The sequence below is a fragment of the Alteromonas sp. G4i35 genome (assembly GCF_054960375.1).
The window spans coordinates 132,478-149,760 of the sequence record NZ_JBHNZD010000001.1; the positions used below are offsets into that span (position 1 = coordinate 132,478).

12 protein-coding genes are annotated in these 17,283 nt (G+C 45.7%); 7 read left to right on the forward strand and 5 right to left on the reverse strand.

The genetic code is table 11. The features are described from left to right. Positions 1 to 54 precede the first annotated feature (54 nt). Positions 55 to 1,815, reverse strand: coding sequence for an acyl-CoA dehydrogenase family protein (locus tag ACFI6L_RS00570; protein WP_462573220.1), 1,761 nt, complete (start codon positions 1,813 to 1,815; stop codon positions 55 to 57). Positions 1,816 to 2,079: 264 nt separating this feature from the next. On the opposite strand from ACFI6L_RS00570, the gene ACFI6L_RS00575 reads away from it, so the two are divergent. Both ACFI6L_RS00575 and ACFI6L_RS00580 read left to right on the forward strand, forming a co-directional pair. After that, a complete protein-coding gene (locus ACFI6L_RS00575; RefSeq protein ID WP_462573221.1) occupies positions 2,080 to 2,871 on the forward strand; it encodes an SDR family NAD(P)-dependent oxidoreductase in 792 nt (263 codons plus the stop codon). Positions 2,872 to 2,968: 97 nt separating this feature from the next. Beyond that, positions 2,969 to 3,844: an amidohydrolase family protein gene (locus ACFI6L_RS00580; protein WP_272968473.1), complete on the forward strand. Its 876-nt coding sequence runs from the start codon at positions 2,969 to 2,971 to the stop codon at positions 3,842 to 3,844. Positions 3,845 to 3,900: 56 nt separating this feature from the next. Here the strand turns inward: ACFI6L_RS00580 and ACFI6L_RS00585 are convergent, their stop codons facing one another. From ACFI6L_RS00585 to ACFI6L_RS00595, 3 genes are all read right to left on the reverse strand, one after another. Then, positions 3,901 to 5,085: a mandelate racemase/muconate lactonizing enzyme family protein gene (locus ACFI6L_RS00585; RefSeq protein WP_014975676.1), complete on the reverse strand. Its 1,185-nt coding sequence runs from the start codon at positions 5,083 to 5,085 to the stop codon at positions 3,901 to 3,903. Positions 5,086 to 5,140: 55 nt separating this feature from the next. After that, positions 5,141 to 5,908 (reverse strand): class II aldolase/adducin family protein, encoded by a 768-nt coding sequence (locus tag ACFI6L_RS00590; protein WP_462573222.1) that lies wholly within the window; start codon positions 5,906 to 5,908, stop codon positions 5,141 to 5,143. 65 nt (positions 5,909 to 5,973) lie between these two features. Further along, the gene (locus ACFI6L_RS00595) at positions 5,974 to 6,540 is read right to left on the reverse strand and encodes an NUDIX hydrolase (RefSeq protein ID WP_462573223.1); all 567 of its coding nucleotides are present in this window, start codon (positions 6,538 to 6,540) and stop codon (positions 5,974 to 5,976) included. 378 nt (positions 6,541 to 6,918) lie between these two features. Here ACFI6L_RS00595 and ACFI6L_RS00600 point away from each other — a divergent pair, with 378 nt between their 5' ends. From ACFI6L_RS00600 to ACFI6L_RS00620, 5 genes are all read left to right on the forward strand, one after another. Next, entirely contained in the window at positions 6,919 to 7,968 is a 1,050-nt protein-coding gene (locus tag ACFI6L_RS00600) for an efflux RND transporter periplasmic adaptor subunit (RefSeq protein WP_462573224.1), read from the forward strand. 14 nt (positions 7,969 to 7,982) lie between these two features. Further along, complete coding sequence (locus ACFI6L_RS00605) at positions 7,983 to 11,090, forward strand: efflux RND transporter permease subunit (protein ID WP_168479433.1); 3,108 nt, start codon at positions 7,983 to 7,985, stop codon at positions 11,088 to 11,090. 626 nt (positions 11,091 to 11,716) lie between these two features. Further along, a complete protein-coding gene (locus ACFI6L_RS00610) occupies positions 11,717 to 12,121 on the forward strand; it encodes a type 2 periplasmic-binding domain-containing protein (RefSeq protein WP_014997309.1) in 405 nt (134 codons plus the stop codon). Between the two features lie 34 nt (positions 12,122 to 12,155). Beyond that, entirely contained in the window at positions 12,156 to 13,337 is a 1,182-nt protein-coding gene (locus tag ACFI6L_RS00615) for a topoisomerase IV (protein WP_039219859.1), read from the forward strand. Between the two features lie 143 nt (positions 13,338 to 13,480). Then, on the forward strand, positions 13,481 to 15,100 hold the full coding sequence (locus ACFI6L_RS00620) for a methyl-accepting chemotaxis protein (protein ID WP_168479435.1): 1,620 nt from the start codon (positions 13,481 to 13,483) through the stop codon (positions 15,098 to 15,100). Between the two features lie 166 nt (positions 15,101 to 15,266). Here the strand turns inward: ACFI6L_RS00620 and rpoD are convergent, their stop codons facing one another. Beyond that, complete coding sequence (rpoD, locus tag ACFI6L_RS00625) at positions 15,267 to 17,099, reverse strand: RNA polymerase sigma factor RpoD (protein WP_168479437.1); 1,833 nt, start codon at positions 17,097 to 17,099, stop codon at positions 15,267 to 15,269. Between the last annotated feature and the right edge of the window lie 184 nt (positions 17,100 to 17,283).

Sequence of the window (17,283 nt, forward strand, 5' to 3'; positions counted from 1 at the left end):
GTAGTGACCTTTTTTGTTTTAGCCCCACTGCTGTGGGCTGTGACGATGAATTACTTACAAGTAATCGAACTCGTTGCCTGATATAGCAAGGGTGCTTTCAGGGCCAGCTTTGTAAGCTGCTTTGTGTGCATCGCGACGCACTAGGATACGTTCGATGTAAAAGTCGCGTGTCTTCATCTTAGACGCTGCAAGTACTGCGTTACCTGAAGTTTGGGCTTTGTCAGCCATGCTATACCACAGTACCCCAATCAGTGAATAGGCGCTGTACGCCAAATAATCACAGGCAGCTGCCGCAGCAGTGGTTGCATCCATACCTAGACAGTCAGCTGAAGAGGCACGCCAGTCATCAAGAATACCCTGCGCCAGGCCTTTAGCTTCACCATCTTGAATGTCGCTAACTAAGGCGTTAAACGCATTGTACGTAGCTTCCATCATTTGTCCGCCATCACGGGTAAGCTTTCGGCCAATAAGGTCCAGCGCCTGAATGCCGTTGGTGCCTTCGTACAGCATGGCAATACGCACATCGCGCATTAGCTGTTCCATACCCCATTCGCGAATAAAGCCGTGACCGCCAAACACTTGCACGCCTAAGCTGGTGGTTTCAAGGCCCATATCAGTCATAAAGGCTTTGCAGATTGGGGTTAAAAACTGAAGTACCTTGTCGGCATCTTCTTTTTCTTGACCTTCACCTAGCTTCTCTACATCCATAAATTTGGCGTAGAAAAGCGAGAGTGCACGGCAGCCTTCAATCAATGATTTTTGCGTAAGTAACATACGCGCTACGTCAGGTTGAAATACAATTGGGTCTGCTTTGCCTTCAGGGTTTTGAATACCCTGAGGTGCGCGAGACTGAACGCGTTCACGAGCATAGGTCAGCGCGCCTTGGTAAGAGGCTTCTGCCGCTCCTAAACCTTGCAGGCCTACTTGGAAGCGTGCATCGTTCATCATGGTGAACATACATGCTAGGCCTTGATTTTCTTCACCTACGAGGTAACCCGTTGCGCCATCAAAATTCATCACACAAGTCGGGCTCGCTTTGATCCCCATTTTGTGTTCGATGCTTCCCACTGACAGACTGTTTGCCTCACCAGGCTCATTGTTGGCATCTGGAAGGAACTTAGGCACTAAGAATAAGCTTATTCCCTTCACGCCTTTAGGTGCATCTGGCAAGCGAGCTAGCACAAGGTGAATAACGTTCGAGCTCCAGTCCTGATCACCAGCGGTAATAAATATCTTGTTACCTGTTACTTTGTAACTACCGTCACCTTGTGGCTCTGCTTTGGTGCTAAGTAAGCTCAAATCGGTTCCCGCATGAGGTTCGGTCAGGTTCATAGTACCTGTCCACTCACCACTAATTAGCTTGGCAAGATAGATATCTTTTAATTCTTTACTGGCGTGCTTAGTAACCGCAAGTGTCGCGCTTTCTGTAAGCATGGTGGTTAAACGCCAGCTTAAGTTTGCCGCGTTTAGCATTTCGTGAACAGGCACAGCCATGGTATACGGCAAGTCTTGCCCGTCGTACTCGGCAGTACCTAACATCGCATTCCAGCCGTTTGCCACGTACTCCTGATAGGCATCAGCAAAGCCTTTAGGCGTGGTAATTTTGCCGTCTTTTAGCGTACAGCCTTCTTCATCACCTTCACGGTTAAGTGGTGCAACCACGTCCAGAGCAAACTTTGCGCCCTGTGCAATAATTTCATTAGCCAGTTCGCTATCAAAGTCGCTGATACCGAGCTTTTCGTAGTGAGCATCAAGTCCAAGCCAGTCTTTTAATAAAAACTGAAAATCAGTTGTAGGGGCGTGGTACAGAGGCATGGATGACTCCTTTTTCAAACAAGTGTTTTAATTTTGCCTATTATAGTCACAAAAAGCGTAGTCCGAATAGTCCGTTAAAGGAAAGTTAATAATAAATTTGGGTGATGTATTCACTGTAACTGGCTGGGAAAGGTGAGTGGGCTATTAGCTAAAAAGCGTGTGAGTGTGAAGCAAGTTCCTTGCAATTCAAATTCTCACTGGCATGCTTAGCCCTAAATGAGTTAACGCATAAACTAACGCTTTTATAGCGCGGTACCTAACAACATGAATTCAGATAGCTTAAATAATAACGACGGGGTCACAAGTGACAAAGCGCAGCGTCCAGTTTGCATTGTAACGGGCGGAAGCTTGGGCATTGGTTTTGCGGTTTGCAAGCTGTTCAGTCAAAACGGCTACCAAGTGGTTAATCTTGATATCAGAGACTTTGAAGAAGCCATTGATAATGCCGTCTGGAAGCCTTGCGATGTGAGTGTGGTAAAAAATATTGAGGCTGCGCTTAATGAGGTTGTAGCCTCATATCAAAGAATAGATGCTTTAGTGTGTAACGCGGGCATACACGTTTCAGCGACTATTGAAGATACCGATGAGGCGCTGCTTGATAAGGTTCTAAACCTGAACGTAAAAGGAGCGTATGGCGCAATAAAATCTTGCCTTCCAATCATGAAAGAGCAGGGTAGTGGTGCCATTGTGGTAATGGGCTCAGATCAGTCATTTATCGGTAAGCGCAATTCGTTTGCCTATGGTGTCAGCAAAGGTGCGTTGGCGTCTATGGCGAAAACTACCGCGCTTGATTACGCGCCCTATAATATCCGCGTTAATGCAGTTTGCCCCGGTACCATAGAAACGCCGTTATTTCATAATGCGATTGATAACTACGTTGCTCGCTCTGGGGCAGATAAAAGTGAAGTGGTTGCCGAAGAAGCCGCTGCACAACCTATCGGACGCCTTGGTCAGCCAGAAGACGTAGCTGAACTGACTTATTTCTTGTGCAGCAGCAAAGCGTCGTTCATCACGGGCAGCTTGTATGCGGTTGATGGGGGCTATACAGCGCAATAGATGGGTCTTAATAGATAAGCGCAATAGAGGACGCAATGGAAAGGCAGCCATAATTGCGCTATTCGCTGGTACATAAGTCAAGGTTCGACAAGTAAAAATGAAAAAATATTCAGGTGCTTGGATAGACTCTCATATTCATTTCTTTGCCTTAAGTGAAGGGCGTTACGATTGGCTAAAACCAGCCAATGCGCCTTTTTGGCCAGACAAAAAGGTGATTGCAAAACATACTACAGAGCACATGCTCTACCGCGCTTCATTAGGCCGGTTAGGTGGGTTTGTTCACGTTGAAGCGGGTTTCGATAACGAAAGACCATGGCGGGAAATTGCTTTCTTGGAGCGCCATTGTACGCTGCCATTTCGTTCAATTGGGTGTATCGACTTAACCGGAAATCATGTTGGCAGTCATATCGACAAGCTCAATAATTACCGTTCAGTACGGGGGCTTCGTCATATATTAGATGACGAGGCTGAAGCACTTTTACGTACCCCTAAGGTTAAATGGGGGCTACATCATATGGCGTCGCAAGGCTTATCTTTTGAGGCGCAGTTAAATCTTGCAGATAGCAATGCCGTACGTGCGCTGCTAACGGTATTAGAACAAACGCCTACGTTAAACGTAGCTATCAACCATGCCGCTATAGCGCCGATTGAGGTAAATAGTTTTGCGTTTAAAACATGGCGACAGAATATCTGCGATTTGAATGAAACTAAGCAAGTTACGTTTAAGTTTTCGGGATTAGAAATGCAAGACCGCTGTTGGCAGTGGCAGCGAGCGTCTTATATTTTCGAAGCCTTGACGGAATCAATTGGCGCAGATCGCATTATGTTTGCCAGCAATTACCCACTGTGTCAGTGGCGAATGCCTTATGCAGCACTGTGGCAAGGGTTCAGCAATATGATAACGCCGCTTTCTGAAGAACAAAAAGCGGCGCTGCTGTATGGTAATGCGAAGCAATGGTACGGCATCGCATAAAACGGGTTTAGCTTAAGGGGTTTATTGTTTTTCAATAAACCCCTTAAGCTTCTACATTATTTTAGTGCAGTGACCGTCATGTGTGGAGAGCGGTAAACCACCTCATCATTTAAATCGATACCAATCCCCGGTGTGTCAGGTGCTTCAATAAAGCCGTTTACCGGCTGAGGGTCTTGGATACAAAGTTCACGGTTCCAGTCTTTAATGGCGTAAGTGTGGTGCTCGTGAATTAAGAAGTTTGGAATGGCCGTTTCTAAATGTAGGCTTGCCGCTGTTGCAACAGGGCCACCGCAAACGTGAGCCTGAATACGTACATCGTAAATGTCGGCATAGTCACACACTTTTTTCGCTTCGGTGAAACCACCACAAAGGCCAACGTCAGGCTGAAGTACATCAATTGATTGGTCTTCAAGGTAAGGGCGCACATCCCAGCGGTGGTACAAGCGCTCACCACCCGCAATAGGCACGTTGACGTTTTTCGCCACTTTGTCATGAAGCTTCGAGTTAAGGTAGTTAACAGGCTCTTCATAATACAAGCAGCCGATTTCCTCAACGATGTCGCCCAATTGAATAGCCGTTGATGCACCTAATAAGCTGTGACATTCAAAGATTATGTCGCCGTCTTCGCCCATGGTGTCTCTAATTGCCTGAAGGCGGGCTTTGAACAGTTTAAGCTCTGGCTTAGTGAAGAGCTTGGTTCTGTCGAAGTGCGTGTTACCGTCTTTATCGTAAACGATAGGGTCAACTTTAACCGCATCGTAACCATCTTTAAGTGCTTTTTCAGTGGCGCGAGCATAGTCAGCGGGGTCGTTAAGCTTGGTTACTTCTTTGTCCCAGTCAAACTGTAGCTGACTAGCGTAGCTACGAAGCTTGCCATTGGTCTTGCCGCCAAGTAATTCGTACACAGGCAAACCAAGTGCTTTGCCTTTAATATCCCAAAGTGCAGTATCAATGGCGCTCATCGCTGCATAAATTACAGGGCCGCCGCCTAATCCCCAGAAACCTTCGCGCAGCATTCTCGACCAGAGCAGTTCCGTGTGGAAAGGGTTAAAGCCAATTAGCATGGCTTCGGCGATTTCTTTAATCATGTGAGCTGCAGCGCTATGGCCCCAGTCATAAGCAAGCCCTGCTTCACCTACTCCAGTAATGCCTTCATCGGTGTAAACGCGCACGAAAACAGGGTTCCACTGAGGGCGCTTAGGGCATTCGATATCGAAAATTTCTACTTTGGTGACTTTCATAATGTTTAAACAATTCCTGTTTGAAATAAGTTGGCGTTTAGCTGGCTAAGCTAAATTATTCGCAGAAGCCTGGGTCCAGATTGTAGGCTTTACGCAGCATGGCTGGCCAAGCTTTCTGGCCACCTGTTTCGCCGCTGTGAACAACGCTTGCTTGCGCGTATATGCCGTCAATAATACTCTGCGGTATTTCGATAACCTCTTCGTTAGACTGCATTAGGGCAAGCTGAATTTCGCACGCGCGCTGCAAATCGTAAAAGCGCATAAAGGCGTCGCCAACGGTTGGGCCAAGAGTTAGGCCCCCATGGTTAGGTAAAAGCATGTGGTTCGTGTCGCCAAGGTCATCTTGTAAGCGTTTCTTTTCACTATCATCAACGGCTAGACCTTCGTAGCTGTGATATGAAAGTGACGGTAATGAAAACATCGAATACTGGCTCCACGGCTTCAGCCCGCCTTTAACAGACGCGACTGAAATGGTGGCTAGGGTATGCAGGTGAATCACGCATTGGGCATCGTGGCGCACTTCGTGGATAGCACTGTGAATGGTAAAGCCGGCGGGGTTTATGCCGTAAGGCGTGTCATCAAGGATGTTTCCCTCTAAATCGACTTTTACCAGATTAGAGGCGGTAACCTCGTCAAATGTCAGGCCAAAGGCGTTAACCAGATAATGTTCAGTGCCTGGTACTTTGGCAGAAATATGCGTGTAAATAAGATCGCCCCATCGCATGTCTGCGACCAAGCGGTAGCACGCAGCTAAATCGACACGTGTTTGCCATTCTTGTTCAGATACTTTGCCTTTAAGACTTAAGGTTGGCAGTGAAAACAAGCCACTTCTCCTGTTTTTTTATTGGGGACAATTTACCAATACCCGCAACAATGAACAATGCTTTGTCAGGGCTGCTTTATAACGAATTGGGTAAAGCCATCGCGCAAGGGAATAAGATCGTCAGCGAAACGCATCGATTCGTGGTCGAGCTTAAATGGGTCAACTTTTACAAGTTTTATGACTTCCAGTTTTGCCCATGGGGGCGCATCAAAAGTGTCTGGCAGGGTCTCAACGCCAGCATCTAGATCACAGCCAAATATAACCAAACCATTGGGCGTGGTGGATAAATACTGCGTAACTTCAACATTAAACCCTGTTTCTTCCCATGTTTCTCTATGCGCAGTACACGCGACCGTTTCATTTTCCTGCAAGCCTCCTCCCGGGAAGTCTAACTTTCCAGAAAGTCGGTGTTTAACTAATAACACCTTATCGTTCGCTTTTATAAGGCAGGCGGCTGCAATGGGAGTGATTTTACCTTCTACATCAGACCCGACCTTTTGAGCTAAAAGCGCATCGGATACACGACACATTGGCGCGCTGGGTGAAGACTGTGAACATGCAAAAAGCGTTAAAACAGCGAATATAGCTGATAAGCGAAATAAGATGACCATCGATTTGGGTAAAATACTCAAGAAGCTGTTTGTGATTGTTGTAAAAATAATCAATATTAAGAGACAGACTCTACGCAAAAATAAAAATAACACAACTAATACCAGTCCGCGTAGATCATTACCCACTCAGCGAGAGTTAAAATGTTCGTAATCGCGGCGTGTTACCGCAGGTGTAGTGGCTCCACATCAAGGTGACACAACAAAGAGTACGGACATTTTAAACTTGCCTTCTGAGAGGGCAATGATCTGTGCGGATTGGTATAAAAATAATAACGCGGTACACAAACTTAACGTATAGCGGAGCTTGCGAAGAATCGTAAGCGGATTTTGTGTGCTTGGGTATCCTTTTTACAAGTTGATAATGCGCAATGGGATACTTTTTTACCTATAGGAAAGGTTATGTCTTCACGATTATCTTTATCGCCTTTGTTGCTTGGCGTAGTGTTACTCGCGGGCGTTGTCGTATATCTCAATATGCCGCAGGAAGAGAGCGCGAGTAACAGCAGTGTAAGAGCAACGCCGGTAAAAACCGCCATAGTATCATCACAGGTATTCCCCATTACGATTGAGTCGCTTGGTATGGCTATCGCCAATGAGTCGGTAAACATTACCGCACAGGTTACAGATGCTGTGAAAGCGATTAATTTTGAAGACGGCGATAAAGTCATAGAGGGTGAACTACTCGTTCAGTTAAATAACACAGAAGAACGTGCCAGAGTAGAAGAACTCAAGGCGAATATCGATGAGGCTAAACGCCAGTTTACGCGCATAGCAGACTTACGCCAGTCTAACGCTACTTCTGAACAACTGCTGGACGAACAGCAAGCACGGGTAAAAGCCTTGCAGGCACAGCTAGATATTGCCCTGGCACAGCTTAATGACTTACAGATTCGCGCGCCATTTAGCGGGTTGTTAGGCAACCGTGAAATCAGTATTGGCTCGCTGGTTCAGCCTGGTGACACTATTACTACCTTAGATGACATTAGCCTAATCAAAGTTGACTTCAGTATTGCTGAAAATCACCTTGCAAGCGTGGCGAAAGGGCAGACATTAAGTGCATCATCGGTGGCTTACCCTGGAGAAGAATTCACAGGGAAAATTACCAACATTGATACGCGCCTTGACCCAATTAGCCGCTCTATTCGTGTGCGTGCCACAATTGACAATAAAGACAATCGCCTGCGCCCCGGTATGCTGCTTACTGTGGTGGTAGAAAAGCGCGTGCTTAACACCTTAGTGCTTCCGGAAAAGGCACTGGTACCTGTACAAGACAAACAATACGTGTATGTGGTTAACGATAACGTTGCACAGCAAACCGAAGTGGTGATTGGAGAGCGTCGTCCTGGGCTAGTACAAATTGTGAGTGGGCTAAACGAAGGCGACGAAGTCATTACCGAAGGCACACTTCGGGTGCGCGACCAATCTCCGGTTAATGTGTTAAACCGCTAAGGGAGCTTACCGTCATGTTACTGTCAGACGTTTCTGTAAAGCGCCCCGTTTTTGCAACGGTTATCAATTTACTGCTGATCATTTTTGGCGTTGTCGCTTTCACCATGTTGAGTTTGCGAGAATACCCAGATATCGACCCACCTATTGTCTCGGTAAGTACCACCTACACAGGTGCATCTGCGAATATAGTGGAAACCCGAATTACCCAGCTATTAGAAGATAGAATATCCGGTATCGAGGGCATAAAAAACGTAACCTCGACCTCCCGCAATGGTCGTTCCGATATAACCATTGAGTTTAAGCTTTCTCGCGATATTGACGCCGCGGCGAATGACGTACGCGAACGAGTAAGTCGCGCGCTCAATAACTTGCCCGACCAAGCTGATCCACCTGAAGTGTCTAAAGCGAACTCAGATGAAAGCGCCGTGGTGTGGTACAACCTTCGAAGCAGTAACCTTAATACTATGGAATTGACCGACTACGCCGAGCGTGTATTAGTGGATAGGCTTTCAATTGTCGATGGTGTTGCCCGAGTCCAAATCGGTGGCGGAAGACGATATGCCATGAAGGTATTCTTAGACCGCAATGCAATGGCGGCAAGAGGCATTACGGTTAACGATGTCGAGCAAGTTATTCGCGCCGAGAATGTGGAATTACCGGCTGGTGAAGTGGAAAGTACTGACCGTAACTTTGAAGTACGCGTTGCGCGAACCTTTCTTACGCCTGACGATTTTGCCGCACTAACAGTCGCGATTGGAGACAACGGCTACCTTGTACGCCTTGGTGAAATCGCTCATGTTGAGTTAACCGCCGAAGATGACGAAACCGAGTTTCGTGGCGATGGCGTGAACATGATTGGACTGGGTATCGTTAAACAGTCCAAAGCCAATACGCTCGACGTTGCCCGTGCAGCAAAAGCGCAAATTGAAAAAATAGAAGCCACCCTTCCTGACAATATCTTTATTGTACCCAGCTACGATTCATCGGTGTTTATCGAAGCGTCGATTGATGAAGTGTATGAAACATTGGGGATCGCCATGCTAATGGTGGTGATCGTTATTTACCTTTTCCTCGGAAATATTCGCGCCACGTTGATTCCGGCAGTTACCGTACCCGTCTCTATTATTGCCGCTTTCATTGTGATGTATGCGCTGGGCTTCTCAATCAACTTACTCACGCTACTCGCTATGGTGTTAGCCATTGGCCTAGTGGTGGACGACGCTATTGTTGTGCTGGAGAACATCTATCGACGCATAGAGATGGGCGAACCGCCTATTTTGGCCGCCTACCGCGGCGCGAAAGAAGTCGGGTTTGCAGTTATTGCAACCACGCTGGTGCTAATTTCTGTATTTGTACCGCTGGTTTTCCTTGAGGGAAACATCGGAAGGTTATTCACTGAATTCGCGCTGGCTATTGCCGCAGCTGTAGCATTCTCAAGCTTCACCGCGTTAACGTTGTCGCCCATGATGGCGTCAAAAATTCTTAAGAAACGCACCCGCTCATCTGGCTTCGGAGGCTGGATGGATAAGCAATTCTCAAAACTGGAAAACGGTTATTTCAATACGCTAGGTAAAACTCTGCACCAGCCTATTCTTATGCTGTTAATGCTTATTATTGCTGTGGTTGCACTGGTGCAGCTTTCTGAGAAAGTACCAAGCGAGTTTGTACCTAAAGAAGACAGAGGTAACTTCTTTATATTGATGAACGCGCAGGAAGGGGCGAGCTTTGAAAGTAATGCGAAGAACCTTGAAAAGATCGAAAGTATCTTAATGCCCTACCGTGAAAGTGGTGAAATCAATCGTCTTCTAGTTCGAACACCTGGTTTCGGAGGTAATGCAGGTATTGCTATCGTGGGCTCCGCTGACTGGGACGAGCGAGATTTCAGCACGTTTTCACTAATGGATGAAATCAGCGCGAAATTAAACAATGTACCTGACGTACGTGCTTTTGCCATTATGCGCAGCGGTATCTCTGGCGGAGGGCTGGGTCGTCCTGTTCAGTTTGTATTACAAGGCGATACTTATGAAAACCTTGTTGAATGGCGTGACATCGTTTTACAAAAAGCGGCGCAGAACCCAAGGTTAATTCGCTTAGATTCAGATTATAAAGAAACCTCGCCACAGTTACTGGTAAATATTAATCGCGATAGGGCGGCAGATCTTGGCGTGTCCATCAGCGATATTGGCGGCACGTTGGAAGTAATGTTAGGACAGCGCAGAGTGTCGACTTTCCTTGATAGGGGCGAAGAATACGATGTCATTATGGAAGGCAAAGAGGAAGACTTTAGAAGTCCTAACAGCATAGAAAATTTATATGTACGCTCGTCTCGTACGGGCGAACTCATTCCGATGGACAATTTACTAACCTTTGAAGAACAAGCCACATCGGCACAGCTTAACCGCTACAACAGAATGCGCGCTGTGACTATTTCTGCCAATTTAGCGGATGGCTATACACTGGGGCAAGCGCTTGAATATTTGGAAAATATTGTTAAAACGGAGCTGCCTGACAACGTATCGATAGACTATAAAGGCGAGTCTCAGTTGTATCAAGAAGCGGGCAACTCATTTGTGTATGTATTTATGCTGGCACTTGCCGTGACTTACCTAATATTGGCTGCACAATTTGAAAGCTGGGTACACCCGCTTGTGATTATGCTTACCGTGCCGCTGGCTCTCGTTGGTGCTTTTATCGGGCTGTTCTTTAGCGATATGACGATCAATATATACAGTCAAATTGGTCTGGTAATGCTAATTGGGCTTGCTGCTAAAAACGGTATTTTAATTGTTGAGTTTGCCAACCAGTTACGCGATGCCGGTATGGAGTTTGAGTATGCACTTAAACGTGCAGCTGCTCAGCGATTGCGTCCTATCGTAATGACGGGCTTCACTACCGTATTTAGCTCACTGCCACTTGTGTTAGCGTCTGGACCTGGGGCGGAAAGCAGGATGGTCATTGGTATGGTCATTTTCTCTGGCGTACTTGTGTCTGCTTTTATGACGCTTTACGTGGTTCCCACTGCATATAGCTGGCTAGCGAGAAACACTGGCTCTCCACTTCAGCGAACCATGGAAATAGAAAAGCTGGAGCAGGCTATTCCCTACAAAAAAGGCGAATCGTAATATTAAGCGGGGCTAACGCCCCGCTAGCCTTTTGTTCCTTTCGTAATAAACCTTTAGGACGCTGTTTGCCTGCGATTTCCATGGCGTTGTCCGCTTTCTCTCTAAAACCCTAATAGATTCTCAAACAGAATATTGAGCTTAAATCACACTTAAGCTGCTGTAAAAATGTACAAAAGAGCGTTGAGTATCGGAACATTTTCGTATGTTTTTATATACGTTAATATTGGCGTTCATTACTAATTAATTTACTGCGTGATTATTTAACTAATTGAAATGTTTGAATTAATATTCATTTTCATGCTTTCATCACATTTTGTTATCGGCAGCTATAAAGTGCAAAGGTATGTATTAGACATTTGTATAGTTGCTTAAGTTATAACTTCATCTACACTTCGCGACAAATTCAAACGCTTGTATAAGTCATTAATTTTTAAACGCTAAAATTTTTACGCTTAAATTGGCGAATATGGTAATTGTGACCAATACTTACCCCGTTGTAATGAGTATGAGCACACAAGCACGTGTTTGTCTCAAACCGTTTAAAAGCTCCACTTACTGTGCCAAACGGGTTAGCAAGAAAGTTAAAAACGAAGAGCAAGCATTCAACAGACTCTAGAGGACATATCATGAAGAAATGGATACTTGCAGCAGGATTGTGCTGTAACGTAGCTTTTGCCGATGTAGCAGTTATTGTTCATCCAAGTAACGCTGACACCCTCGACAAAGAAAGCATTAGCCGTTTGTTTCTTAACAAAGCAAAGGCGTTTCCTAGCGGCACACAGGCAGAACCTGTTGCGCTAGCAGAAGGGCAAGCCGCCACTGATGAATTTAACGGAAAAGTATTAAACAAAACTGCAGCACAGCTTACTGCGTTTTGGTCAAAGCTCGTATTTACCGGTAAAGGTCAACCACCAAAAGCATTAGGTAGCGACGCAGAAGTGATATCTGCTGTAGCAGGTAATCCTGGCGCTATTGGTTACGTCGACGCAGGCGCTGTTAACGACAGCGTACGAGTAGTCGCTACCTTTTAACTGACCGTTTATACAAAGAATTTAAGGAACACGCATGAAAACCAAACTTGCTATCTTATCTATAGCCGGCCTGTTAGCTACTCCGGCACTGGCTGATATTCAAATTAACGGCTTTGCAAATCTTATTGGTGGTATGACACTAGACGATGACGAGTCAGTATACGACTACGACAGCGACTTTAACTTCGACCCTGCTAGTGTATTTGGACTTCAGGTGCGCGGCGATGTAAGCGACAAGCTTTCTGCTACTGCTCAGCTAGTTGGCCGTGGCAGTGAAGATTACGACGCTGATTTCGAATGGGCGTACATGACCTACGCGTTGAACAATAATTTCAACATTAGTGCGGGTCGTCTTCGTATGCCGCTATTTAAATACTCTGCGTCATTAGATATCGGTTATTCATACCACTGGCTAACACCTCCAGATGCTGTTTACGGTATTGACTTTAACAACATTGACGGTGTGCGCGTTGACTATATGAATTACTCAGGTGACTGGGAATACGGCGCACAGCTTACTGTAGGGCGTGTAGAGGCTGATACTACCATTTCTGGTACGCCAGCTGCGCTAGAGTTAGAGAACGTTGTTGCTGTTTCTTTCGAAGCCACGCGCGATTGGTTCAGTGCGCGTACTCTGTTAGGGCGTAGTAAAACCAGCGCTGCCAACGCTGACTTTGATAACTTCCTAGCTGGCATGGCGCAGTTCGGGCCTATCATTCCAACTGCAGCTTCAGTTGCTGACGATTTTAATGTAAACGAAGATACAGGTACTTTCTTTGAAGTAGCCGTTGATATCGACAAATATGATTGGTTTGTTGGTGCGGAGTTTACTCAAACAGAAGTAGATGGTTCTGTAATTGCTGATAACAAAGCGTGGTATGTAACTGCTGGTATGCGCTTTGGTAAGTTTACTCCACACATTACTTATGAAGTTGAAGAAGCAGATAACGCCACTCAATTAGGTCTGGTTGCTTCACTACCTTCATCAATCTCTACGGGTGATGCGGTAACGGATGGAACATGGGCTGCAATTTACCAAGGTGCTGCTGGTATCGCGGCGCAGCAGAAGCTAGATGTATCTGCAGTAACTGTTGGCCTTCGCTACGATGTTGAACCGGGCTTTGCTCTGAAAACAGATGTAACTTGGTACTCAGATGATCTAAATGATCTAAATGATGCAACACTGCTTAAAGTAGGCGTAAACTATACGTTCTAACTACCTGTTATGGCCTCGCACTAGGTGCGAGGCCATAATTTCATTAAAGATTTTCGCTATCAGGTAGATAAATTAGGATATGACGTGTTTTCAGGTAACACTGAAACGTAGTTAAGCGATTATAAAAAACAGTGGGATAGCTGATGAACTTTCTAAAAAAAATGCCAATTGCGACTAAGATTTTCCTTATACCAGGGATCGCAGCGCTAAGTTTTGTTATTTACTTGCTTATCACTGTTTATACCGCACTCAATAACGGTGCAACGCTAGAGAAAGTTCAGAAAGTTCAATTTCCAGCTCTTCAATTATCAGCATCAACGTTAGTTGATATGCAAAAGGTTCGCGATACCCTTGCAAGTGCAGTGACAACGGGCGATCAAGATACCCTGACTATGGCGCAAGAACTTGCTGAAGAAGCAAAAAGCGGCCTAAACCAAATTGCTTCTATTAGCCCGGATTTTCGTGGTGATATTTCTCGTATTTCTTCAGGGTTTGACAGTTACTTTGATGTTGCCTACGACGTTTCACAGTCTATGGTTAACGGCACTGCCGACTTTAGCCGTCTAGGCGAACTCTCTGCCAAAATGAATCAGTCTTATGACGGGGCTATCGCTTCAATGTCTCAATTTCGCGATGCTCAGCAAGCGGCGTTTGAGGAAGCATTCAAAAACACAGACAGTGCTAACACCTCGTTAATTAGCACGGGTGTAATTCTAGCCGTAGTTGTGACTATATTGCTGTTTGGAACCGCAGTTCCTATTGTTCGCGGCATTAAACAAAGCATTGATGACGTGGTTCGTTCGCTTAAAGATATTGCCCAAGAAAATGGCGACCTAACGGTTCGTATAGAAACCAAAAGCGAAGATGAAATTGGTGAATTGGTGTATTGGTTCAACCAATTCATGGACAAACTACAAGGCGTAGTGCGTGATGTGGTAGAAGCGAGTTTACCTTTGTCAAACTTGGCGCAGAATTTACGCGGGGTGACGGAAGAGACTCAGCGTACTATTGATGTTCAGCAAAAGTCTGCAACCAACGCAAAGCGTGCAGTAGACACCATGAGTGGTTCTGTTGATGGTGTTGCCCACAGCGCTGCACAGGCGGCAAGCGACGCAAACGAAGCCACTACAGCGGCGAGTGAAGGTCGTCAAATCGTACAGCAAACGGTTACGAGTATTCAGCAGCTTGCTGAGAACGTACGTGAAACCGCTGACGTTATAGCTCGTCTAGAGTCTGACTCTAATAAAGTTGGCTCGGTGCTAGATGTGATTAAAGGCATTGCAGAGCAAACTAACTTATTGGCACTTAACGCCGCTATCGAGGCTGCAAGGGCGGGTGAACAAGGTAGAGGCTTTGCAGTGGTAGCTGATGAAGTAAGAACGCTAGCGTCGCGCACACAGCAGTCTACGGAAGAAATTCAAAGCACTATCGAACAGCTTCAGAACGCAGCACATTCAGCGGTAGAGGTGATGTCTAGAGGTACTGAACAGGCAACAAACAGTGTGGAAACGGCCAATAAAGCGGGAAGTAGCTTAGAAACCATCACCAGTACTATTGGACGTATTAATCAAATGAACGAGCAAATTGCTCACAATACCGAAGACCAGCGCACTGTAGCGGTTGATATTGTACGTCACGTTGATGAAATTCATCAGCGCACCGAGCAGACAGCTAGCCGTTCGGGTGAACTAGGCAGCATGTGTAATGAGCTTGCAGACCTTGCACAACACCTAGAATCAATTGCGAAGCAATTTAGAGTGTAACCGATAGCTTATCAATAAACATGAATTGAAAGCCTCCGTATGGAGGCTTTTTTGTGGGTTTAGCTAACAGATCAAAGGCTGTGTTTTCTGTTACCTAAAGATAAAAGAAAGGCAAAAAAAAATCCCCAGCTAAGGCCGGGGATTTTAATTTAAAGTAATGCTTTTTCTATTCGTCTAAAAAGCTACGTAGCTGCTCAGAACGGCTAGGGTGGCGAAGTTTGCGAAGTGCTTTCGCTTCAATCTGACGAATACGCTCACGGGTTACGTCAAACTGCTTGCCTACTTCTTCAAGCGTGTGGTCAGTATTCATGTCGATACCGAAACGCATGCGAAGTACCTTTGCTTCACGTGCTGTTAGGCCTGCTAATACTTCCTGCGTTGCATCTTTCAAGCTACCGCCAGTTGCTGAATCGAGGGGCTGAATAATCGTGCTGTCCTCGATAAAGTCGCCAAGATGTGAATCTTCATCATCACCGATGGGCGTTTCCATCGAGATTGGCTCTTTAGCAATTTTAAGTACCTTACGAATTTTGTCTTCAGGCATTAACATGCGCTCTGACAACTCTTCAGGTGTAGGCTCACGCCCCATTTCCTGAAGCATTTGACGAGAGATACGGTTAAGCTTGTTGATCGTCTCAATCATGTGAACAGGGATACGGATAGTACGCGCTTGGTCAGCAATTGAGCGGGTAATTGCCTGACGAATCCACCACGTTGCATAAGTTGAGAACTTATAACCACGACGGTATTCGAACTTATCCACCGCCTTCATTAGACCAATGTTACCTTCTTGGATAAGGTCAAGGAATTGAAGACCACGGTTGGTGTACTTCTTAGCAATTGAGATAACAAGACGTAGGTTAGCTTCAACCATTTCTTTCTTCGCACGGCGTGCTTTCGCTTCACCGATTGACATACGACGGTTGATGTCTTTGATATCTGCGATTACCAAGCCAGTTTCCTGTTCAACTTGGTTCATCTTGCTAATGCAGCGCTCAATCTCTTCCTGATTTACAGCAAGGTCAGCGGCGTATGGTGCACCTGATTTAACTACTTCATGTAACCATGCATTAGACGTTTCGTTACCTGCAAAAGCTTTAATAAAGTCTTTCTTAGGCATTTTGGCGTTAACCACGCAGAACTTCATCACAAGGCGCTCTTGAATACGCACTTTATCCATCATCTCACGCATGTTTTTAACCATGCGATCGAATTGCTTTGGAACCAGGCGGAATTCTTTGAACACATCGCTTAATGCGTTGATTTGTGCGCGAGAGTCAGCATGAGCACGACCTTTCTTCTCGATGACTTCACGAGTTTTTAGGTATTGTTCACGTAGCTCAGTGAAGCGTTCACGGGCAAGCTCTGGGTCTACACCGCTATCGTCTTCATCGCTGTCTTCATCATCTTCATCGTCGTCTTCATCATCTAATTCTTCTTCAGATAACTCAGAGCCAACGTGGGTAGCTGTTGGAGCAAGATCTTGGTCATCATTAGGATCAACAAAACCAGAGATGATGTCGCTTAAGCGAATCTCTTCTGCTTCGTAAAGATCCCACTGGTCTAATAGATAAGTGATGGCTTCTGGGTATTCAGCAACTGAACATTGTACCTGGTTGATACCATCTTCAATTCGCTTAGCGATTTCAATTTCGCCTTCACGAGTTAGAAGTTCAACCGTACCCATTTCACGCATATACATGCGAACCGGGTCAGTCGTACGGCCAATTTCACTTTCTACAGTAGCTAGTGCCTGAGCTGCCGCTTCTGCAGCATCTTCGTCAGCATTCGCTTCTTGCATGAGAAGTTCATCTGCATCAGGAGCTGATTCAGAAACTTGAATTCCCATGTCGTTAATCATGCGGATTATGTCTTCGATTTGATCAGAATCGACAATATCTTGCGGCAGGTGGTCGTTTACTTCTGCAAAGGTTAAGTAACCTTGCTCTTTACCTTTTGCAATCAGGAGTTTAATCTGAGACTGCTTGCTTTGCGCCATATAACCTACACTTCTCACATTCAATTAGTTTGCAATAGAAAAGACAACATACGACTAGGTATGTTCCCTGTTCTGCTGTAGTACTGCTTTTGTATCAAGGCCGTTAATGCTCGATGCCACGCTGGTCTTAACCATTATGTTGCGATGCACATCTGCTCGGGTTTGGATCTGCCCGTTATGTTCG